Annotated in this window: 16 protein-coding genes; 3 read left to right on the top strand and 13 right to left on the bottom strand. The window is 54.2% G+C overall.

Annotated elements, in window-relative coordinates:
- Window positions 1-2: 2 nt before the first annotated feature.
- Genes rsmA through lptD form a run of 4 tightly spaced genes read right to left on the bottom strand, consistent with a single transcriptional unit; the run spans window position 3 to window position 5506 of the window.
- Window positions 3-824: a 16S rRNA (adenine(1518)-N(6)/adenine(1519)-N(6))-dimethyltransferase RsmA gene (rsmA, locus tag FEK46_RS11995; protein ID WP_135560091.1), complete on the bottom strand. Its 822-nt coding sequence runs from the start codon at window positions 822-824 to the stop codon at window positions 3-5.
- Window positions 821-1810: a 4-hydroxythreonine-4-phosphate dehydrogenase PdxA gene (gene pdxA / locus FEK46_RS11990; RefSeq protein ID WP_135560090.1), complete on the bottom strand. Its 990-nt coding sequence runs from the start codon at window positions 1808-1810 to the stop codon at window positions 821-823. Before pdxA ends, rsmA begins: the two co-directional genes overlap by 4 nt.
- On the bottom strand, window positions 1810-3096 hold the full coding sequence (gene surA, locus FEK46_RS11985) for a peptidylprolyl isomerase SurA (RefSeq protein WP_105289210.1): 1287 nt from the start codon (window positions 3094-3096) through the stop codon (window positions 1810-1812). The genes pdxA and surA overlap by 1 nt, the downstream gene beginning before the upstream one ends.
- Before the next feature lie 52 nt (window positions 3097-3148).
- On the bottom strand, window positions 3149-5506 hold the full coding sequence (gene lptD / locus FEK46_RS11980) for an LPS assembly protein LptD (protein WP_130204879.1): 2358 nt from the start codon (window positions 5504-5506) through the stop codon (window positions 3149-3151).
- 254 nt (window positions 5507-5760) lie between these two features.
- Between lptD and djlA the strand changes: the two genes are divergently transcribed.
- The gene (djlA, locus tag FEK46_RS11975; protein WP_130204881.1) at window positions 5761-6576 is read left to right on the top strand and encodes a co-chaperone DjlA; all 816 of its coding nucleotides are present in this window, start codon (window positions 5761-5763) and stop codon (window positions 6574-6576) included.
- Between the two features lie 117 nt (window positions 6577-6693).
- Here the strand turns inward: djlA and rluA are convergent, their stop codons facing one another.
- From rluA to araB, 6 genes are all read right to left on the bottom strand, one after another.
- Entirely contained in the window at window positions 6694-7353 is a 660-nt protein-coding gene (rluA, locus tag FEK46_RS11970; RefSeq protein WP_000525176.1) for a bifunctional tRNA pseudouridine(32) synthase/23S rRNA pseudouridine(746) synthase RluA, read from the bottom strand.
- Between the two features lie 11 nt (window positions 7354-7364).
- Window positions 7365-10271 carry an RNA polymerase-associated protein RapA gene (gene rapA, locus FEK46_RS11965; RefSeq protein ID WP_135560089.1) on the bottom strand — a complete coding sequence of 969 codons (2907 nt, stop codon included), beginning with the start codon at window positions 10269-10271 and terminating at the stop codon, window positions 7365-7367.
- Between the two features lie 163 nt (window positions 10272-10434).
- Window positions 10435-12786 carry a DNA polymerase II gene (gene polB / locus FEK46_RS11960; protein WP_135560088.1) on the bottom strand — a complete coding sequence of 784 codons (2352 nt, stop codon included), beginning with the start codon at window positions 12784-12786 and terminating at the stop codon, window positions 10435-10437.
- Window positions 12787-12860: 74 nt separating this feature from the next.
- Window positions 12861-13556: an L-ribulose-5-phosphate 4-epimerase gene (araD, locus tag FEK46_RS11955; RefSeq protein ID WP_130204885.1), complete on the bottom strand. Its 696-nt coding sequence runs from the start codon at window positions 13554-13556 to the stop codon at window positions 12861-12863.
- A 114-nt stretch (window positions 13557-13670) separates the two neighbouring features.
- Window positions 13671-15173 carry an L-arabinose isomerase gene (gene araA / locus FEK46_RS11950; RefSeq protein WP_000151750.1) on the bottom strand — a complete coding sequence of 501 codons (1503 nt, stop codon included), beginning with the start codon at window positions 15171-15173 and terminating at the stop codon, window positions 13671-13673.
- A gap of 10 nt (window positions 15174-15183) precedes the next feature.
- Complete coding sequence (araB, locus tag FEK46_RS11945) at window positions 15184-16884, bottom strand: ribulokinase (RefSeq protein WP_135560087.1); 1701 nt, start codon at window positions 16882-16884, stop codon at window positions 15184-15186.
- 338 nt (window positions 16885-17222) lie between these two features.
- Between araB and araC the strand changes: the two genes are divergently transcribed.
- Window positions 17223-18101 (top strand): arabinose operon transcriptional regulator AraC, encoded by an 879-nt coding sequence (gene araC / locus FEK46_RS11940; RefSeq protein ID WP_130205064.1) that lies wholly within the window; start codon window positions 17223-17225, stop codon window positions 18099-18101.
- 85 nt (window positions 18102-18186) lie between these two features.
- A complete protein-coding gene (locus FEK46_RS11935; protein ID WP_135493451.1) occupies window positions 18187-18951 on the top strand; it encodes a DedA family protein in 765 nt (254 codons plus the stop codon).
- A 76-nt stretch (window positions 18952-19027) separates the two neighbouring features.
- Here FEK46_RS11935 and thiQ read toward each other — a convergent pair whose 3' ends face one another.
- The 3 genes from thiQ to thiB are packed head-to-tail and all read right to left on the bottom strand — an operon-like array spanning window position 19028 to window position 22279.
- The gene (gene thiQ / locus FEK46_RS11930) at window positions 19028-19726 is read right to left on the bottom strand and encodes a thiamine ABC transporter ATP-binding protein ThiQ (protein ID WP_135560086.1); all 699 of its coding nucleotides are present in this window, start codon (window positions 19724-19726) and stop codon (window positions 19028-19030) included.
- A complete protein-coding gene (gene thiP / locus FEK46_RS11925; RefSeq protein ID WP_135560085.1) occupies window positions 19710-21320 on the bottom strand; it encodes a thiamine/thiamine pyrophosphate ABC transporter permease ThiP in 1611 nt (536 codons plus the stop codon). Before thiP ends, thiQ begins: the two co-directional genes overlap by 17 nt.
- Entirely contained in the window at window positions 21296-22279 is a 984-nt protein-coding gene (gene thiB, locus FEK46_RS11920) for a thiamine ABC transporter substrate binding subunit (protein ID WP_135493453.1), read from the bottom strand. Before thiB ends, thiP begins: the two co-directional genes overlap by 25 nt.
- Between the last annotated feature and the right edge of the window lie 2 nt (window positions 22280-22281).

Here is a 22281-nt window from a genome sequence, read left to right as displayed (position 1 = left end):
CGTTAACTCTCCTGCAAAGGCGCGTTCTCCGCCAGATAGTTCGCCATCTGGCAATATTGCGCGACAGAGATATTTTCCGCTCGCATCGCTGGGTTGATCCCCATTCCCGTTAACACATCGGCGCTAAACAAGTTGCCGAGGCTATTACGAATGGTTTTACGACGCTGGTTAAAGGCTTCAGTGGTGATACGACTCAGCACGCGAATATCTTTAACCGGATAAGGCATCGTCGTGTGCGGAACCAGACGTACGACGGCGGAATCCACTTTGGGTGGTGGTGTAAAGGCTGATGGCGGCACTTCCAGCACCGGGATCACGTTGCAATAGTATTGCGCCATGACGCTTAATCGACCATACGCCTTGCTGTTCGGTCCTGCAACCAGACGATTCACCACCTCTTTTTGCAACATAAAGTGCATGTCGGCAATGGCATCAGTATAGCTAAACAGATGGAACATTAACGGCGTGGAAATGTTATACGGCAGGTTGCCGAAAACACGCAGCGGCTGGCCCATTTTCTCTGCCAGTTCACCGAAGTTGAAGGTCATCGCATCCTGCTGATAAATCGTCAGTTTCGGGCCTAAGAACGGATGCGTTTGCAGGCGCGCTGCCAGATCACGGTCAAGTTCGATGACTGTCAGCTGGTCCAGTCGTTCGCCAACCGGTTCGGTTAAAGCTGCCAGACCGGGGCCGATTTCGACCATTGCCTGGCCCTTTTGCGGGTTAATGGCAGAAACAATACTGTCGATCACGAACTGATCGTTGAGAAAGTTTTGCCCGAAGCGTTTACGGGCTAAATGGCCCTGGTGGACTCGATTATTCATTGGGTATTAACAATCATTTTGATGGCGAGATTAAGCGCCGTAATAAAACTGCCGACATCGGCTTTGCCACGTCCCGCCAGTTCAAGCGCGGTGCCGTGGTCCACTGATGTGCGAATAAAGGGCAGGCCCAGCGTAATGTTCACACCGCGCCCGAAGCCCTGGTATTTTAGCACGGGAAGACCCTGATCGTGGTACATCGCCAGCACGGCGTCGGCGTTGTCGAGATATTTCGGCTGAAACAGGGTATCGGCAGGCAACGGCCCGTTGAGTTTCATCCCCTGCGACCGCAGTTCGTCGAGAACGGGAATGATGGTGTCTATCTCTTCCGTGCCTATATGACCGCCTTCGCCCGCGTGCGGATTCAGGCCACAGACCAGAATGCGCGGTTCGGCAATACCAAATTTGGTTCGCAAATCGTGATGCAAAATAGCAATCACTTCGTGCAGAAGCGCAGGGGTGATGGCGTCAGCAATATCGCGCAGCGGTAAATGCGTTGTTGCCAGCGCCACGCGAAGTTCTTCGGTTGCCAGCATCATCACCACTTTTTTCGCCTGCGAACGCTCTTCGAAAAACTCGGTATGACCGCTAAACGGAATGCCTGCGTCGTTGATAACGCCTTTATGCACCGGACCTGTGATCAGCGCGGCAAATTCGCCGTTAAGGCAACCGTCGCACGCGCGTGCCAGCGTCTCCACCACATAATGCCCATTCTCAACTGCTAATTGTCCCGCTGTGGCAGGTACACGTAGTGCAATGGGAAGTAGCGTCAGCGTTCCCGCAGTTTGCGGTTGCGCAGGGGAGTTGGGGGAATAAGGGCGGAGGTTAAGCGGCAAACCGAGCATCGCTGCCCGGTCGGTAAGGAGAGTGGCATCGGCACAAACAACCAGTTCTACCGGCCACTCTCGTTGTGCAAGCTGGACAACTAAGTCCGGGCCAATCCCGGCGGGTTCGCCGGGAGTGATCACAACACGTTGGGGTTTAACCATTAGTTGCTCAAAATTTTCACATAAGCGCTGGCGCGTTGTTCCTGCATCCAGCTTGCTGCTTCTTCCGAGAACTTACGGTTCATCAGCATGCGGTATGCACGATCTTTTTGCGCCGCATCGGTTTTATCGACGTTACGGGTGTCCAGCAGTTCGATTAAATGCCAGCCGAATGAAGAGTGAACCGGTGCACTCATTTGACCTTTATTCATGCGGGTCAACGCATCACGGAAGGCTGGATCGAAAATATCTGGCGTAGCCCAACCGAGATCGCCGCCCTGATTTGCAGAGCCAGGATCCTGAGAGAACTCTTTTGCTGCGGCAGCAAATGTGGTTTTACCGCTCTTGATATCCGCAGCAATTTGTTCCAGTTTCACGCGGGCCTGTTCGTCAGTCATGATAGGCGACGGTTTCAGCAGAATATGGCGAGCATGAACTTCGGTCACCGAGATATTTTTGCTTTCGCCGCGCAGGTCGTTAACTTTCAGAATGTGGAAGCCAACGCCGGAACGAATAGGGCCAACAATGTCGCCTTTCTTCGCGGTGCTTAATGCCTGGGCGAAGATCCCCGGCAGCTCCTGAATGCGACCCCAGCCCATTTGGCCGCCGTTCAGCGCTTGCTGATCGGCAGAGTGAGCGATAGCCAGTTTGCCGAAGTCTGCACCGTTACGTGCCTGATCGACAATGGCACGCGCCTGAGTTTCCGCCTCATTCACTTGTTCAGAAGACGGGTTTTCCGGCAGTGGGATCAGGATGTGGCTTAAGTTCAGTTCAGTGCTGGCATCATTTTGATTACCGACTTGCTGCGCCAGAGCTTCAACTTCCTGTGGCAGGATAGTGATGCGACGACGCACTTCGTTGTTGCGCACTTCCGAGATAATCATCTCTTTGCGGATCTGATTACGATAGGTGTTGTAGTTCAAACCATCGTAAGCCAGACGGCTGCGCATCTGATCCAGCGTCATGTTGTTCTGTTTGGCAATGTTGGCAATCGCCTGATCAAGCTGCTCATCGGAGATTTTAACCCCCATTTTCTGCCCCATCTGCAGGAGGATTTGATCCATGATCAAACGTTCCATGATTTGGTGGCGCAGCGTAGCGTCATCAGGAAGTTGCTGCCTTGCCTGGGCAGCGTTCATTTTTACCGACTGCATTAATCCATCAACGTCGCTTTCCAGCACGACGCCGTTATTGACGACGGCTGCGACTTTATCGACTACCTGGGGGGCAGCGAAACTGGTATTCGCAATCATGGCGATACCGAGAAGCAGCGTTTTCCAGTTCTTCATACTTTTTCCATTTCAATTAACCGCACTGCGGATTACGTGGTAAATCAACAAATCACAAAGAGTTTTGATACGGCAGAATGTTCGAACGCAGCATCTCTTGCGTACCCAGACCGTAGTTGGAACTCAGGCCGCGAAGTTCGATGTTAAAGCCGATTGCGTTGTCATATATCGCATGTTGTTTATCGTTATCCCAACCGTTCAGCTTACGCTCATAACCGACGCGGATCGCATAGCAGCAGGAGCTGTATTGCACACCTAACATTGAGTCGGCTTGCTTGTTCGCGTTGGTGTCGTAGTAGTACGCCCCGACAATCGACCAACGATCGGCGATTGGCCAGCTAGCGACTGCACCCACCTGCGAAATGCCATTCTTATACTGCTCGGCAGTGGAATAGTATTTAGGCAGCGTAGCCTGAATATATTCCGGGCTGGCGTAGCGGTAGTTCAGCTGTACCAGACGGTCTTCATCCCGACGGTATTCAATGCTGGTGTTGCTGGTGGCTACGTTATCCAGACGAGTATCGTACTGAATGCCGCCACGCAATCCCCAGCGTTCGGAGATGCGCCAGTAGGTATCGCCTGCCCATACCAGTGAGCCCGTTTTGTCGTCATTCTCCCATGTTATGTTGTCATCGCCGGTGCGAGACTCCGTGAAATAGTAGATTTGACCAACGGAAATATTAAAACGTTCAACGGCTGCATCATCATATACGCGAGTTGTGATACCGGTCGTGACCTGGTTCGCGGAAGCAATACGGTCAAGACCGCCATAAGTCCGGTCCCGGAACAGGCCCGAGTAGTCGGATTGCAGCAATGAGGAGTCATAGTTATAGATGTCGCTCTGATCGCGATACGGCACATACAGGTATTGTGCGCGCGGCTCCAGCGTCTGGGTGTAACCCGGCGCCAGCATTTCCATATCACGTTCGAAGACCATTTTGCCGTCAACTTTAAATTGCGGCATTACGCGGTTAACAGAATCTGCCAACTTATTGTTTTGTGGGTTGCTGTTATACCAGTCGAGATTGGTCTGCTGATAATGGGTCGCCAGCAGCTTCGCTTCGGTATTGATACTGCCCCAGGTGTTGGATAACGGCAGGTTGATCGTCGGCTCCAGATGAACGCGAGTAGCCTCCGGCATATTGCTGTTTGTATTAACAAAATGCACTGCCTGACCATAAATACGGGTATCAAACGGGCCGAGATCGTTATGGTAGTAGTTGACGTCTAACTGCGGTTCCGCGGCATAGCTGTTGCCACTGGTATCATCAAAAACTTGGAATTGTTTCGTCGAAAGCGTGGCGTCAAAGTTCTGCACCGCATAGCCCACGCTGAATTTTTGCGTGGCATAACCATCGGTACTGGAACCATATTTATTGTCAAAATCATTGAAATAGGTCGGGTCGCTGACTTTGGTGTAGTCGATGTTAAAGCGCCAAACCTGATCCATCACTCCGGAGTGTTGCCAGTAGAACAACCAACGGCGTGAATTGCTATCTTCTGGATGTTCATCTTCATAGACTTTATCCGAAGGCAGATAGTCCAGTTCCATCAAGCCTGCGCCGGCCTGGGTGAGATAACGGAATTCGTTTTCCCACATAATGTTGCCACGACGATGCATATAATGCGGCGTGATGGTGGCATCCATATTTGGCGCGATGTTCCAGTAATACGGCAGGTAGAACTCAAAGTAGTTGGTGGTGGTGTACTTGGCGTTCGGGATCAAGAAACCAGAACGGCGTTTGTCACCCACCGGCAACTGTAAATAGGGGCTGTAAAAGATCGGAACCGGACCCACTTTAAAACGGGCGTTCCAGATCTCTGCAACTTGTTCTTCGCGGTCATGAATAATTTCGCTACCCACCACGCTCCAGGTATCAGAACCTGGCAGACAGGAGGTAAAAGTACCGTTATCCAGAATGGTGTAGCGGTTTTCGCCACGCTGTTTCATCAGGTCTGCTTTACCGCGCCCCTGACGCCCCACCATCTGATAATCACCTTCCCAGACGTTGGTGTCTTTGGTGTTCAGATTCGTCCAGCCTTTTGGCCCTTTGAGGATCACCTGGTTATCGTCGTAATGGACATTACCGAGCGCATCGACGGTACGTATCGGCTCCGGTTGTCCTGGCGCCTCTTTTTGATGAAGCTGTACTTCATCGGCCTGCAGACGGCTGTTACCCTGCATGATATCCACGCTGCCGCTAAACACGGCGTCATCGGGGTAGTTCCCCTTTGCATGGTCAGCATTAATCGTCACGGGTAAGTCATTGGTATCGCCCTGTACCAGAGGACGGTCATAGCTTGGCACGCCCAACATGCACTGTGAGGCGAGGTCGGCTGCCAGTCCCTGTTGACTATAAAGGGCGGTGGCAATCATGGTGGCCAGGAGAGTGGGGATACGTTTTTTCATACGTTGATTTTATTGTTCCATCATCGGTAACGTTGCGCGTGACAAACGGTCAGAGACTAACGTACTCGTCATCTCTACGCTAGTGTTAATCCTGTCCGAATAGCGTCTGTGGTGTTAGGCACGGCATTGAATGACAGGTATGATAATGCAAATTATAGGCGATGTCCCACAATTGACCGTAGCCGGAAAACGGTAAAAGCACCTTTATATTGTGGGAGATAGCGCTGGTTTCCGTAAGTCCATTTGGGGAATATATGCAGTATTGGGGAAAAATCATTGGCGTGGCCGTGGCCTTACTGATGGGCGGCGGCTTTTGGGGCGTAGTGTTAGGCCTGTTAATTGGCCATATGTTTGATAAAGCCCGTAGCCGCAAGATGGCGTGGTTCGCCAACCAGCGCGAGCGTCAGGCGCTGTTTTTTGCCACCACTTTTGAAGTGATGGGGCATTTAACCAAATCCAAAGGTCGCGTTACCGAGGCTGATATTCATATCGCCAGCCAGCTGATGGAGCGAATGAATCTGCATGGTGCTTCCCGTACTGCGGCGCAAAATGCGTTCCGGGTGGGAAAATCAGACAATTACCCACTGCGCGAAAAGATGCGTCAGTTCCGCAGTGTCTGCTTCGGGCGTTTTGATTTAATTCGTATGTTTCTGGAGATCCAGATTCAGGCGGCGTTTGCTGATGGTTCGCTGCATCCAAATGAGCGAGCGGTGCTGTATGTCATTGCTGAAGAATTAGGGATCTCCCGCGCCCAGTTTGATCAGTTTCTGCGCATGATGCAGGGCGGTGCACAGTTTGGCGGCGGTTATCAGCAGCAATCTGGCGGTGGTAACTGGCAGCAAGCGCAGCGTGGCCCGACGCTGGAAGATGCCTGTAATGTGCTGGGCGTGAAGCCAACGGATGAGGCGACCACCATTAAACGCGCCTACCGTAAGCTGATGAGTGAACACCATCCGGATAAGCTGGTGGCGAAAGGTTTGCCGCCTGAGATGATGGAGATGGCGAAGCAGAAAGCACAGGAAATTCAGCAGGCGTATGAGCTGATTAAGCAGCAGAAAGGATTTAAATAAGTTTCAAAGTGTAGACCTGATAAGACGCGGCCCGCGTCGCATCAGGCAATCGGCGCAAAATTGCCGGATGTGGCGTGAGCGCCTTCTCCGGCCTACCGAACTTCGCCAGCGTGACGATTAAAAATCCGCTGGCGCTTTAAACGTCATACTATTGCCATATGCCGGATGGGTAATCGTCAACATCTCTGCATGTAGCAACAAACGCGGTGCCATTGCTCTCGCTTCTGGTGAAGCATAAAAACGATCGCCGAGAATCGGATGACCCAGCGCCAGCATATGCACACGCAATTGATGTGAACGCCCGGTAATCGGCTTTAACACCACTCTTGCCGTGTTATCCGCCGCATACTCCACCACTTCATACTCCGTCTGCGCAGGTTTACCCGTTTCGTAACAGACTTTCTGTTTCGGGCGGTTTGGCCAGTCGCAAATCAGCGGCAGATCCACCAGACCTTCTGCGGGGGATGGATGCCCCCAGACGCGGGCCACATACTGCTTTTTCGGCTCGCGCTCGCGGAACTGGCGTTTTAATTCCCGCTCCGCGGCTTTGGTCAGCGCCACTACAATCACCCCGCTGGTAGCCATATCCAGACGATGCACCGATTCTGCCTGCGGATAATCACGCTGAATGCGCGTCATCACGCTGTCTTTGTGTTCTTCCAGACGACCCGGTACAGACAACAAACCGCTCGGCTTGTTGACCACCATAATGTGGTCATCCTGATACAGGATAACCAGCCAGGGTTCCTGCGGTGGATTGTAGTTTTCCATCCCCATTTTCGGCTCCGTTACTGATGCGTCACAACGATCAAACGCAGGGCATCCAGACGCCAGCCTGCCTGATCCAGGCTTTCCATTACCTGCTGACGGTTGCTTTCAATGGCGGTCAGTTCGTCGTCACGAATGTTCGGGTTCACCGCACGCAGCGCTTCCAGACGAGACAGCTCGGCAGACAGTTTTTCGTCGGCTTCGTTACGCGCCGCATCAATCAATGCACGGGCAGATTTCTCGATCTGCGCTTCACCCAGCTGAAGGATAGCGTGAACATCCTGCTGCACGGCGTTAACCAGTTTGCTGCCGGTGTGACGGTTAACCGCGTTAAGCTGACGGTTAAAGGTTTCAAACTCAACCTGCGCTGCCAGGTTGTTGCCGTTTTTATCCAGCAGCATACGTACCGGTGTCGGCGGCAGGAAGCGGTTAAGCTGCAACTGCTTCGGCGCCTGGGCTTCAACCACGTAAATCAGCTCTACCAACAGTGTACCTACCGGCAATGCTTTGTTTTTCAACAGTGAAATCGTGCTGCTACCAGTATCGCCAGAGAGGATCAGATCCAGACCGTTGCGGATCAGCGGATGCTCCCAGGTAATAAACTGCGCATCTTCACGCGCCAGCGCCACTTCACGATCAAAGGTGATGGTGATGCCATCTTCCGACAGACCAGGGAAGTCCGGCACCAGCATATGATCGGACGGCGTCAGCACGATCATGTTGTCGCCGCGATCGTCCTGATTGATACCGATAATATCGAACAGGTTCATGGCGAAGGCGATCAGGTTGGTATCGTCATCCTGCTCTTCAATGCTTTCTGCCAGTGCCTGGGCTTTTTCGCCACCGTTGGAATGGATTTCCAGCAGGCGGTCACGACCCTGTTCCAGCTGTGCTTTCAGCGCTTCATGCTGCTCGCGGCAGTTTTTGATCAGATCGTCAAAGCCTTCGGTTTGATCCGGTGAAGCCAGATAGTTAATCAGATCGTTGTATACGCTATCGTAAATAGTGCGTCCGGTCGGGCAGGTGTGCTCGAATGCATCCAGACCTTCGTGATACCAGCGCACCAGTACCGACTGAGCGGTTTTTTCCAGATAAGGCACATGGATCTGAATATCGTGCGCCTGGCCGATACGATCCAGACGACCAATGCGCTGCTCCAGCAGATCCGGGTTGAACGGCAGATCGAACATTACCATGTGGCTGGCGAACTGGAAGTTACGTCCTTCAGAGCCGATTTCCGAGCACAGCAGTACCTGCGCACCGGTGTCTTCTTCAGCAAACCAGGCGGCAGCGCGGTCACGTTCGATAATCGACATGCCTTCGTGGAACACCGCGGCGCGAATACCTTCACGTTCGCGCAGTACTTGCTCCAGTTGCAGCGCAGTGGCCGCTTTGGCGCAGATCACCAGCACTTTCTGAGAGCGATGGCTGGTCAGGTAGCCCATCAGCCACTCAACGCGCGGATCGAAGTTCCACCAGGTGGCGTTATCACCTTCAAATTCCTGATAAATACGCTCCGGGTAGAGCATATCGCGAGCGCGATCTTCTGCACTTTTACGTGCGCCCATAATGCCGGAGACTTTAATAGCCGTCTGATACTGCGTCGGCAGCGGCAGCTTAATAGTGTGCAGCTCGCGTTTCGGGAAGCCTTTCACACCGTTACGCGTGTTACGGAACAGCACGCGGCTGGTGCCGTGGCGATCCATCAGCATCGAAACCAGTTCCTGACGGGCGCTCTGTGCATCTTCGCTGTCGCTGTTTGCTGCTTGCAACAGCGGCTCGATATCCTGCTCGCCGATCATCTCGCCAAGCATGTTCAGTTCGTCATTGCTCAGTTTGTTACCTGCCAGCAGCATGGCAACGGCGTCTGCAACCGGACGATAATTTTTCTGCTCTTCAACGAACTGCGCGAAATCGTGGAAACGGTTCGGGTCCAGCAGACGCAGACGGGCGAAGTGGCTTTCCATTCCCAGCTGTTCCGGGGTTGCGGTCAGCAGCAGAACGCCCGGCACGTGCTCTGCCAGTTGTTCAATAGCCTGATATTCGCGGCTCGGCGCGTCTTCGCTCCACACCAGGTGATGCGCTTCATCGACCACCAGCAGGTCCCATTCGGCTTCACAGAGGTGTTCCAGACGCTGTTTGCTACGACGGGCAAAATCCAGCGAGCAAATCACCAGCTGTTCGGTGTCGAACGGGTTGTAAGCATCGTGCTGAGCTTCGGCATAACGCTCATCATCAAATAGCGCAAAGCGCAGGTTGAAACGGCGCAGCATTTCCACCAGCCACTGATGCTGTAAAGTTTCCGGTACGATAATCAGCACACGTTCAGCAGCGCCAGAGAGCAACTGCTGATGCAGGATCATCCCGGCTTCAATGGTTTTCCCTAAACCCACTTCGTCAGCCAGCAGAACGCGCGGCGCATGGCGGCGACCAACATCATGAGCGATGTTGAGCTGGTGCGGGATCAGACTGGTACGCTGACCGCGCAGGCCGCTGTACGGCATACGGAACTGTTCGCTGGAATACTTACGCGCGCGATAACGCAGCGCAAAGCGGTCCATACGGTCAATCTGCCCGGCAAACAAACGGTCCTGCGGTTTGCTGAACACCAGTTTGCTATCAAGGAAAACTTCACGCAGGGCCACGCCGGACTCTTCAGTATCCAGGCGAGTACCGATATAGGTCAGCAAGCCATTTTCTTCTTTTACTTCTTCGACTAGCATCTGCCAGCCGTCATGGCTGGTAATGGTATCACCAGGGTTGAACATCACGCGGGTCACGGGGGAATCACTGCGTGCGTACAGACGGTTTTCACCAGTAGATGGGAAAAGTAATGTGACAGTTCGCGCATCCACCGCGACAACGGTTCCAAGTCCTAATTCGCTTTCTGTATCGCTGATCCAGCGTTGACCAAGTGTAAAAGGCATATGTGTTTGGCTCTATATCTTTAATTGCAGGCAATAACTACCCGCTACCAGGCTAATGTGGTAGTGGTGTTATTCAGGTCCAGGAATGGAAAGGGCGCTATGGTACTGGATGGCAAGGCATTCGTCACGCATCAAAATGGTATCTGACGAACTCTTTTTTTGCTCAAAATAGCCCAAGTTGCCCGGTCATAAGTGTAGCAAAATTATCCTCAATAAAGGGGAGTATTCCTTCCGCCACAGGTTGAAGCTGGCGGGTCAGATAGTGTTCGTAATCCAGCGGCGAACGTCGATAGTCCAGCGGCTCCGGGCCGTTGGTGGTCCATACGTACTTAATGGTGCCACGGTTCTGGTATTGCAAGGGGCGACCACGTTTTTGGTTTTCTTCATCGGCAAGGCGTGCAGCGCGTACATGTGGCGGTACATTACGCTGATATTCGCTCAGCGGACGGCGAAGCCGTTTACGGTAAACCAGTTGCGCATCCAGTTCGCCCGCCATCAGTTTGTCGATAGTTTCACGCACGTACTCCTGATATGGCTCGTTGCGAAAGATGCGCAAGTACAGCTCCTGCTGAAACTGCTGGGCCAGCGGCGTCCAGTCGGTACGCACGGTTTCCAGCCCTTTAAACACCATCCGCTGTTTGTCGCCCTCCTGAATCAGCCCGGCGTAGCGTTTTTTGCTGCCGGTATCGGCTCCACGAATGGTCGGCATCAGAAAACGGCAGTAATGGGTTTCATACTCCAGTTCCAGCGCACTGGTCAGCCGTTGTTTTTGCAGCGTTTCCGCCCACCAGGCGTTAACGTGCTGCACCAGTGCACGACCGATTTTCGCCGCCTCTTCTTCCGAATGTGCGCCTTTCAGCCAAACAAACGTTGAGTCGGTATCTCCGTAGATCACGTCGTAGCCCTGCGCTTCAATCAATGCTTTGGTTTGCCGCATGATCTGATGACCACGCATGGTGATCGACGACGCCAGGCGCGGATCGAAGAAGCGGCAGGCAGTAGTGCCAAGCACGCCATAAAAGGCATTCATAATGATCTTCAGCGCCTGCGACAGCGGCTTGTTGCCCTGACGTTTGGCTTCATCGCGCCCGTGCCAGATGTTAGTCACAATCTCCGGCAGGCAATGTTTTTCCCGCGAGAACCAGGCATCGAGAAAACCTTCGGTGCTGTGCTCTGGATCAGGCTGCGCCATGCCTTCTACCAGCCCGACGGGATCAATCAGAAAAGTGCAGATGATTGACGGGTACAGGCTTTTGTAGTCCAGTACCAGCACCGAATCATAAAGCCCTGGCCGCGAATCCATCACGTAGCCGCCAGGGCTGGCGTGCGGCGGCACTTCGCCGAGATTAGGCGCGACATAACCAGCGCGGTGCATACGGGGAAAATAGAGATGACCAAACGCCGCCACCGATCCCCCGTGCCGATCTACTGGCAGGCCGTTCACCGTTGCTCGTTCGAGCAAAAACGGCATGATTTCTGTTTTATGGAAAATCTGAGTCACCAGTTCGCAATCTTTCAGGTTATAAGTCGCCAGCGCGGGCTTATCTTCGGCGAAACGACGGTCAATTTCGTCCATTCGATCCCACGGGTTATCGATAGATTTTCCTTCGCCTAATAGCTCCTGAGCGACAGTTTCCAGCGAGAATGAAGAGAAATTCCAGAACGCGGATTTCAGCGCCTCGATACCGTCGATAATTAGCCGGCCTTTGGCCTGGGCGAAAAAGACGCCGTCTTTAAAGCCGTGCTCGCGCCACTCCAGCTCGCTGTTATCGCGCCCCAGACGCAGCGGAATACGGTAACGCTCGGCATGTTTTTGCAGCATTCGCAGATCGAACTGCACCACGTTCCAGCCGATGATCACATCGGGATCGTGATTTGCAAACCAGGCGTTAAGTTTTTCCAGCAGCTGCGGGCGGCTGGCGACGTATTCCAGTTCGAAATCGAGCGCGGAGTCATCGCCATTCTCTGGCCCCAGCATATAAACAATGCGCTGCCCGCAACCTTCCAGGCCGATGCAGTACAGCTCACCGTGGCGAGTGGTTTCAATATCAATAGAAACCCACTTGAGTGGCGGACGATAGTCGGGATTCGGTTTCAGACGGGCATTAACGATAGCGCCATTGCGCATATCTCCCTCGACCCACACCGGAGCGGTGATGAAGCGCTCCATCAGATAGCGTTCTGGCGGGCGCACATCGGCCTCGTAGACGGTAACGCCACCTTCACGCAGGCGCTTTTCGTAACTCATCAACTGGCGATGGGCGCGACAGTAAAGGCCATACACCGGCTGACGGTGAAAATCCTTTAACGCCAGCGGTGTCAGGCGAAAGCCTTGTTCACCCTGCAAAATATGCTGAGCACGGGGAACCTGATCGGCGGGAATAAACGCCACGGACTCTTGCGGCGCAAGCGTAACGTGCAACGGCCCGTTGTCCGTTGCCAGCCAGAAAGAAACTTCGGTCCCTTGAGGGGTATCCCGCCAGTGTCGGGTTAAGATAAAACCTGCCTGCGCCACGCTGAAAATCCAATAAAAAACCAGGCTTGAGTATAGCCTGGTTTCGTTTGACCGGCTGTGGTTTTATACAGTCGTTACTGCCCGTAATACGCCTTTGCACCATGCTTACGCAGATAGTGTTTATCCAGCAAGGTTTGCTGCATATCAGGGAGCTGCGGGGCCAGCTGGCGGCAGAAAATCCCCATATAAGCGACCTCTTCCAGCACGATAGCGTTATGCACCGCATCTTCGGCGTTTTTACCCCACGCAAACGGACCGTGAGAATGGACCAGAACGCCGGGCATTTGCGCTGCATCGATACCCTGTTTTTCGAAGGTTTCTACGATGACGTTACCGGTTTCCCACTCATATTCGCCGTTGATTTCTGCGTCGGTCATTTTGCGGGTGCAGGGAATGGGACCGTAGAAATAGTCGGCGTGGGTGGTACCGGTTGCCGGAATTGACTGGCCCGCCTGCGCCCAGATGGTGGCGTGGCGCGAGTGCGTGTGCACAATGCCGCCAATGGACGGGAATGCCTGATAGAGCAGTCGGTGAGTTGGCGTGTCGGAGGAGGGCTTTTTCGTACCTTCAACCACTTCACCGGTTTCGATGCTGACCACGACCATATCGTCGGCGGTCATGATGTTGTAATCGACGCCGGAAGGTTTGATCACAAAGACGCCGCGCTCGCGATCAACGGCGCTGACGTTGCCCCAGGTCAGAGTGACCAGGTTGTGTTTTGGGAGCGCCAGGTTGGCTTCTAAAACCTGACGTTTGAGATCTTCTAACATGTTGACTCCTTCGTGCCGGATGCGCTTTGCTTATCCGGCCTACAAAATCGCAGCGCGCAGGCCTGATAAGACGCGGCAGCGTCGCATCAGGCGCTGAATGCCGGATGCGGCTACTTAGCGACGAAATCCGTAATACACTTCGTTCCAGCGCAGCGCGTCTTTAAACGCTGGCAGGCGGGTGTCGTTATCAATCACCGTGATTTCAATGTCGTGCATCTCGGCGAACTGGCGCATATCGTTAAGGTTCAGCGCATGGCTGAAGACGGTGTGGTGCGCACCACCAGCAAGGATCCACGCTTCGGAAGCGGTTGGCAGATCCGGTTGCGCTTTCCACAGCGCATTCGCCACCGGCAGTTTTGGCAGGGAGTGCGGTGTTTTCACCGTGTCGATGCAGTTAACCAGCAGACGATAACGATCGCCGAGATCAATCAGGCTGGCGACAATCGCCGGACCGGTTTGGGTATTGAAGATCAGGCGGGCAGGATCATCTTTACCACCAATACCGAGGTGCTGAACGTCGAGGATCGGTTTCTCTTCTACGGCGATCGACGGGCAGACTTCCAGCATGTGGGAGCCGAGCACCAGGTCATTACCTTTCTCGAAGTGGTAGGTGTAGTCCTCCATAAAGGAGGTGCCGCCCTGCAGACCGGTTGACATCACCTTCATGATGCGAAGCAGGGCGGCAGTTTTCCAGTCGCCTTCGCCCGCAAAGCCGTAGCCTTGCTGCATCAGACGCTGTACGGCCAGGCCAGGAAGCTGTTTCAGACCGTGCAAATCTTCAAAGGTGGTGGTGAACGCGTGGAAGCCACCTTGTTCCAGGAAACGCTTCATCCCCAGCTCAATACGCGCCGCTTCCAGCACGTTCTGTCGTTTTTCGCCGTGGATTTGTGTGGCAGGTGTCATGGTGTAGCTGCTTTCGTACTCATCGACCAGCGCGTTAACATCGCCGTCGCTGATGGAGTTCACCACCTGCACCAGATCGCCAACTGCCCAGGTATTGACGGAGAAACCGAACTTGATCTGTGCGGCAACTTTATCGCCATCAGTGACCGCCACTTCACGCATGTTATCGCCAAAACGGCAGACTTTCAGATGACGGGTATCCTGTTTAGATACCGCCTGACGCATCCAGGAGCCGATACGCTCATGTGCTTGTTTATCCTGCCAGTGACCGGTAACGACGGCATGTTGCTGACGCATACGCGCGCCGATGAAACCGAACTCGCGACCGCCATGTGCAGTCTGGTTCAGGTTCATAAAGTCCATGTCGATGCTGTCCCACGGTAGCGCCGCGTTAAACTGGGTGTGGAATTGCAGCAACGGTTTGTTGAGCATGGTCAGGCCGTTGATCCACATTTTGGCCGGGGAGAAGGTGTGCAGCCATACCACCAGACCCGCGCAACGATCGTCGTAATTGGCATCGCGGCAAATTGCGGTGATTTCGTCCGGCGTGGTACCCAGCGGTTTCAGCACCAGTTTGCAGGGCAGTTTCGCTTCCGTATTCAGCGCATTAACGACGTGCTCGGCATGTTGGGTGACCTGACGCAGGGTTTCCGGGCCATACAAATGCTGGCTGCCAATTACAAACCACACTTCATAATTATCAAAAATCGTCATTGTCGTGTCCTTATAGAGTCGGAACGGCCTGGGCAGCCTGTGCCGGGGCGGAAGTTGGAAGATAATGTTGTTCGGCGCTTATCGCCCATTGCTGATAGCGGCGATAAAGCTGTTCAAAGCGTTGTGCCTGTTCGGTACGTGGTTGCAGGGTTTTCTCTACCGCACTGGCCATTTTTTGCTGGGCTGATGGGATGTCGGCATGCACTTTTGCGGCGACGGCAGCAAAAATCGCCGCACCGAGCGCGCAACACTGATCAGAGGCAACAATTTGCAGCGGGCGATTCAGCACGTCGCAGCAGGCTTGCATAATCACCTGGTTTTTCCGTGCAATGCCGCCCAGCGCCATCACGTTGTTTACGGCGATTCCCTGGTTAGTGAAGCACTCCTGAATTGCGCGCGCGCCAAAAGCGGTAGCGGCAATTAAACCGCCGAACAATAGCGGAGCGTCGGTAGCGAGGTTCAGGTCGGTAATCACCCCTTTCAGGCGTTGGTTAGCGTTTGGCGTGCGACGACCATTAAACCAGTCGAGTACCACTGGCAGGTGATCCAGAGACGGGTTTTGAGCCCATGCTTCGGTCAGCGCCGGAAGCAGTTGTTTCTGGCTGGCTTTGATTTGCTCTTTCAGTTCCGGATGCTGGGCGGCAAGCTGTTCCAGCGGCCAGCCGAGTACGCGACCAAACCAGGCGTAGATATCACCAAACGCCGACTGACCTGCTTCCAGACCGATAAATCCAGGAACCACGCTGCCATCAACCTGACCGCAAATGCCTTTAACTGCACGCTCGCCAACGCTCTGTTTGTCGGCAATCAGAATGTCGCAGGTGGAAGTACCGATAACTTTTACCAGCGCGTTAGGCTGTGCGCCCGCGCCGACTGCGCCCATATGGCAGTCAAACGCGCCGCCGGAAATCACCACGCTTTCAGGCAGACCGAGACGCTGCGCCCATTCCGGGCATAAGGTGCCCACCGGAATATCGGCAGTCCAGGTGTCAGTAAACAGCGGGGAAGGCAAATGGCGATTGAGGATCGGGTCCAGCTCATCAAAGAAACTGGCTGGCGGTAAACCGCCCCAGCTTTCGTGCCACAGAGATTTATGCCCGGCGCTACAGCGTCCGCGGCGAATATCCTGCGGGCGTGTGGTGCCGGAGAGCAGGGCGGGTACCCAGTCGCACAGTTCAATCCACGATGCGGCAGATTGCGCCACGGCGCTATCCTGGCGAGTCACATGCAGGATTTTTGCCCAGAACCATTCGCTGGAATAAATACCGCCAATATAGCGAGAGTAGTCAGTTTTGCCCGGTGTATGACACAAGCGGGTGATCTCTTCCGCTTCTTCAACCGCCGTGTGGTCTTTCCACAAAACGAACATCGCGTTCGGGTTTTCGGCAAACTCCGGGCGCAGCGCAAGCACGTTGCCGTCGGCGTCGATTGGTGCAGGCGTGGAGCCGGTGGTGTCCACGCCAATCCCGACCACCGCTGCGCGCTGTTCGGCGCTAAGTTCTGCCAGCACGGTTTTCAGCGCCGCTTCCATTGACTCAATGTAGTCACGCGGGTGATGACGGAACTGGTTATTCGGGGCGTCACAAAATTGCCCTTCCTGCCAACGGGGATACCACTCTACGCTGGTGGCGATCTCTTCACCGGTGGCGCATTCCACCGCCAAAGCTCGCACAGAATCACTGCCAAAATCGAGGCCAATTGCAATCGCCATCGTTTCACTCCATCCAAAAAAACGGGTATGGAGAAACAGTAGAGAGTTGCGAAAAAAAGCGTCAGGCAGGATCCGCTAATCTTATGGATAAAAATGCTATTGCATAGCAAAGTGTGACGCCGTGCAAATAATCAATGTGGACTTTTCTGCCGTGATTATAGACACTTTTGTTACGCGTTTTTGTTATGGCTATTGCCCCCCTTTGTTACAAAATGCTTTTCACAAGCGGGGTTGCCGGTTGGATTAGCGAGAAGAGCCAGTAAAAGACGCAGTGACGGCAATGTCTGATGCAATATGGACAATTGGTTTCTTCTCTGAATGGCGGGAGTATGAAAAGTATGGCTGAAGCGCAAAATGATCCCTTGCTGCCGGGTTACTCGTTCAACGCCCATCTGGTGGCGGGTTTAACGCCGATTGAGGCCAACGGTTATCTCGATTTTTTTATCGACCGACCGCTGGGAATGAAAGGCTATATTCTCAATCTCACCATTCGCGGACAGGGCATAGTGAAAAACCAGGGGCGAGAATTTGTCTGCCGACCAGGCGATATTTTGCTATTCCCGCCGGGAGAAATTCATCACTACGGTCGTCATCCGGAGGCCCGCGAATGGTATCACCAGTGGGTTTACTTTCGCCCCCGCGCTTACTGGCACGAATGGCTTAACTGGCCGTCGATATTTGCCAATACCGGTTTCTTTCGCCCGAACGAAGCGCATCAGCCGCATTTCAGCGATTTGTTCGGGCAAATTATCAATGCCGGACAAGTGGAAGGGCGCTATTCGGAGTTGCTGGCGATAAATCTTCTTGAGCAATTGTTACTGCGGCGCATGGAAGTCATTAATGAGTCGCTACATCCGCCAATGGATAATCGGGTACGCGAGGCTTGTCAGTACATCAGCGATCACCTTGCGGACAGCAATTTTGATATCGCCAGTGTCGCACAGCATGTCTGCTTGTCTCCGTCGCGTCTGTCGCATCTGTTCCGCCAGCAATTAGGGATTAGTGTCTTAAGCTGGCGCGAAGATCAACGCATCAGTCAGGCGAAGCTGCTATTGAGCACGACTCGTATGCCTATCGCCACTGTCGGACGCAATGTTGGCTTTGACGATCAGCTCTATTTCTCGCGGGTATTTAAAAAATGTACAGGCGCCAGCCCGAGCGAGTTTCGTGCCGGTTGTGAAGAAAAAGTGAATGATGTAGCTCTCAGGTTGTCATAATTGGTAACGAATCAGACGATTGACGGCTTGACGGAGTAGCATTGGGTTTGCAGAATCCCTGCTTCGTCCATTTGACAGGCACATTATGCAAGCATTGCTGGAACACTTTATTACCCAATCCACTGTGTATTCATTGATGGCGGTGGTGTTGGTGGCCTTTCTGGAGTCACTGGCGCTGGTCGGTTTGATTCTGCCCGGTACGGTGCTGATGGCGGGGCTGGGGGCGCTGATAGGTAGCGGCGAGTTAAGTTTCTGGCACGCCTGGCTGGCGGGGATTGTTGGCTGCCTGATGGGCGACTGGATCTCCTTCTGGCTGGGCTGGCGGTTTAAAAAGCCGCTGCATCGCTGGTCATTTCTGAAGAAAAACAAAGCGTTACTCGATAAAACCGAGCATGCGCTGCATCAACACAGCATGTTTACCATTCTGGTCGGACGTTTTGTCGGGCCGACGCGCCCGCTAGTGCCAATGGTGGCGGGGATGCTGGATCTGCCTGTGGCGAAATTTATCACGCCAAATATTATCGGCTGCCTGTTATGGCCTCCGTTTTACTTCCTGCCGGGGATTCTGGCGGGCGCGGCGATCGATATTCCTGCCGGAATGCAGAGTGGCGAGTTTAAATGGTTGCTGCTGGCGACGGCGGTGTTTTTGTGGGTTGGCGGTTGGTTGTGCTGGCGATTATGGCGCAGCGGCAAGGTAACCGATCGTTTAAGTCATTATTTGTCGCGTGGTCATTTGTTGTGGCTGGCGCCGTTGATTTCTGCCATTGGCGTGGTGGCGCTGGTGGTGTTAATTCGCCATCCGTTGATGCCGATGTATATCGAGATTTTGCGTAAAGTGGTTGGGGTTTAGAGGATAGTCTTGTGCGGGGCGCCTGATGCGGACAAAACGTCGGATAAGGCGTTCACGCCGCATCCGACAGTGCATATTAACCTGTAATTCCCAACAGCGCCGAAGCACTCGCCTTACCACTCAACAACTCATCGGTCATACCCTGCCAGGCGATGCGCCCGTCGGCGACCACCACCGAGCGCGTGGCTATCCGCGCCGCATCTTCCACACTGTGCGACACCATCAATAACGTCATTTTTTGCTGCTGGCAGCTTGTACTGACCAGCGTCAACATCTCCTGACGTAACGCCGGATCGAGCGCCGAGAACGGTTCATCGAGCAATAAAATCGGCTGTTCGCGCACCAGACAACGCGCTAACGCCACGCGCTGCCGCTGACCGCCGGAAAGCTCGCCCGGTAACCGCGTTATTAAATTATCAATCCCCATCTGGCGTGCGATAGCATGCATTTTCTCCTGCTGTGCCGCGTTCAGCTTCAGTCCTGGATTAAGCCCCAGCCCGATGTTCTGCGCGACCGTCAGGTGACTGAACAGGTTGTTCTCCTGAAACAGCATCGATACCGGACGGCGTGACGGCGGCGTCGTGGTGTGATCAACGCCGTCGATAGTCAGCGAACCGCTGGCTGGCGTCAGAAAACCGGCGATCAAATTCAGTAGGGTACTTTTACCCGCGCCGCTTGGCCCGAGGATCGCCACCTGCTCGCCGTGCTCCACCGTTAAGCTAAAACGCATTGGCAAATGGTGATAAAGCCAGGTGATATCAGTCAGTTTTAACATTTCGCCCCGGTAGTTTTTCAATCACGGTAAACAGCATAAAACAGAGCAGCAGCAGAAGTAACGCGGTAACCGCGCCGTCCTGGCTGCGATAAGAGCCAATTTGCTGGTAGAGATAAAACGGCAGGGTACGGAAATCATCGTTACCGAACAACGCCACCACGCCAAAATCACCAATCGACAACACGCAGGCAAAGGCCAGCGCCTGCGCCAGCGGACGTTTCAGAGCGCGCAGCTCCACCACTTTTAAGCGCGACCAGCCTTCAATGCCCAGCGACTGACACAACATGCTGTAGCGGGCGGTGATATCGCGCATTGGGTTTTCCAGCACCTTCAGCGCGTAAGGGATCGCCATTAACGCATTGGTGAAAATCACAATGCCGTCAGCAGATTGTGGCAGGCCAATAGTGTTGTTGAGCAGCAAAAAGAAGCCCGTTGCCAGCACAATCCCCGGCATGGCGAGGATCAACATGCCGCTCATCTCCAGCGCCTGACCCGCCAGCATTTTTTGCCGCGCCCGCAGTTCGCGACTGCTCCATAGCAGCATCATGGTCAGCACTACGCACAATACACCTGCCGCCAGCGCAATACGCAACGAGGTCCACAGCGCCTGCCACAGCACCGGTTGTGCCAGCACTTCCGGCAACTGGCGATTTACCCCATCGACAATCACCGCCAGTAACGGTGGCAGCAACAGCAGCAGCGCCAGCACGATCAATACCGTATCGCAAATGCGGCTATGCAGACGATCGTCCGGGTCGCGCCAGCCTTGCAGCAGCGTGGTGCCGGGCGCAATGGCCTTACTTAGTCGCTGACTCAACAGCACCAGCCCAAGACAACACACCATCTGGATCAGCGCCAGCATCGCCGCGCGGGTGGGATCGTAGTCGTAACTCAGTGCCTGATAGATTGCCAGCTCGATAGTGGTCGCCTGCGGACCGCCCCCCAGCGATAGCACGGTGGCGAAGCTGGCGAAACAGAGCATAAAGATAAGTGCAGCAACCGGCGGAATTTGTCGCCGTAACCACGGCCATTCGACGAAACGAAAGAAGTGCCAGCCGCGCATCCCAAGCTGGGCAGCAAGCTGGCGCTGCTCGCCGGGAATGTTTTCCAGCGCCTGGAGTAATAAGCGGCTCGCCATCGGCAGATTAAAAAATACGTGCGCCAGCAAAATGCCTTGCAGGCCGTAGGGCGAAAAGGTCCACTCCAGACCAAGCGATTGCCAGAGCGATGCCAGCCAGCCCTGGCGACCATAGACGCTAAGAATGCCGAAAACGGCGACCAGCACCGGGAGGATCAAGGTCATTGCGCACAGACGCAACAGCGCCTGCCGCCCCAGAAAGCGCCTGCGGTAGAGGGCGCGGGCGAGGAAAATCGCAGGAACGACAGAGAGCAGCGCCGAAAGAAACGCCTGCCAGAAGGAGAAACGCACCACATGCCACAGGTAGCTGTCCTGCCAGATTGTTGCCCAGTCACCCTGCGGCGCGTTCCACCACAGGGCGAGAAACGCCGCCAGTGCAACCGCCACCACAAGCGTAGCAGCGCTTACACCTGGAATTAACCAGCCGGGAATTAACGGCTGACGGCGCGTTGCCATTCGCTAATCCAGGTCTGACGTTGTGCCGCCACTTCGGCTGGCGTGAACTCCAGCGTGGTTGCTGGTTTGGTCAATTGTTCAAACCCGGCAGGCAGCGTGACGTTTGCTACCGGATACATCCAGTTGCCAGTTGGAATCGCATTCTGGAAAGCCGGAGAAACCATAAACTGGAGGAATTTTTGCGCCAGCTCCGGCTGCTTGCTGGCAGCGGTGCGAGCGGCAACTTCCACCTGCAGATAGTGACCTTCGCTGAAGTTCGCAGCGGCGTAGTTATCTTTCTTCTCTTCGAGAATGTGATAAGCCGGAGAGGTGGTGTAGCTCAGTACCAGATCGCTTTCGCCTTTTAAAAACAGGCCGTAGGCTTCGCTCCAGCCTTTGGTGACCGTGACAGTTTTCTTCGCCAGCTTCTGCCAGGCTTGTGGGGCGTCATCGCCATAGACTTTTTGCATCCACAACAGCAGACCCAGCCCCGGCGTACTGGTACGCGGATCCTGATAAATCACTCGCCAGTTTTGATCGCTCTCAACCAGCTCCTTCAGGCTTTGCGGCGGATTTTTCAGTTTGTTTTTGTCATAGACGAAGGCGAAGTAGCCGTAATCAAACGGTACGAAAGTGTCATTATTCCAGCCGCCGGGAATGTTTACTGCATCCGTTGCCACACCGCTTTTGGCAAACAGTCCGGTTTTACTGGCGGCGTCTAACAGATTGTTATCCAGCCCCAGCACCACATCGGCTTTGCTGTTTTTGCCTTCCATCCGTAGACGGTTGAGAAGCGAAACGCCATCTTCCAGCGCCACCAGTTTCAGTTCGCAATTACAGTCGGCTTCAAAGGCTTTTTTGACCACCGGACCAGGCCCCCAGTCGGCGGCGAAGGAATCGTAGGTATAAACAGTCAGAACGGGTTTAGCGAAAACAGGCGCTGTGCACAGCAACAGCAGGGGAAGACATTTTTTTAACACTT

Source organism: Escherichia sp. E4736, from assembly GCF_005781225.1.
GTDB lineage: Bacteria > Pseudomonadota > Gammaproteobacteria > Enterobacterales > Enterobacteriaceae > Escherichia.
The sequence above is the reverse complement of the archived record's forward strand: the minus strand, read 5'-3'. Positions and strand labels throughout refer to the sequence as shown.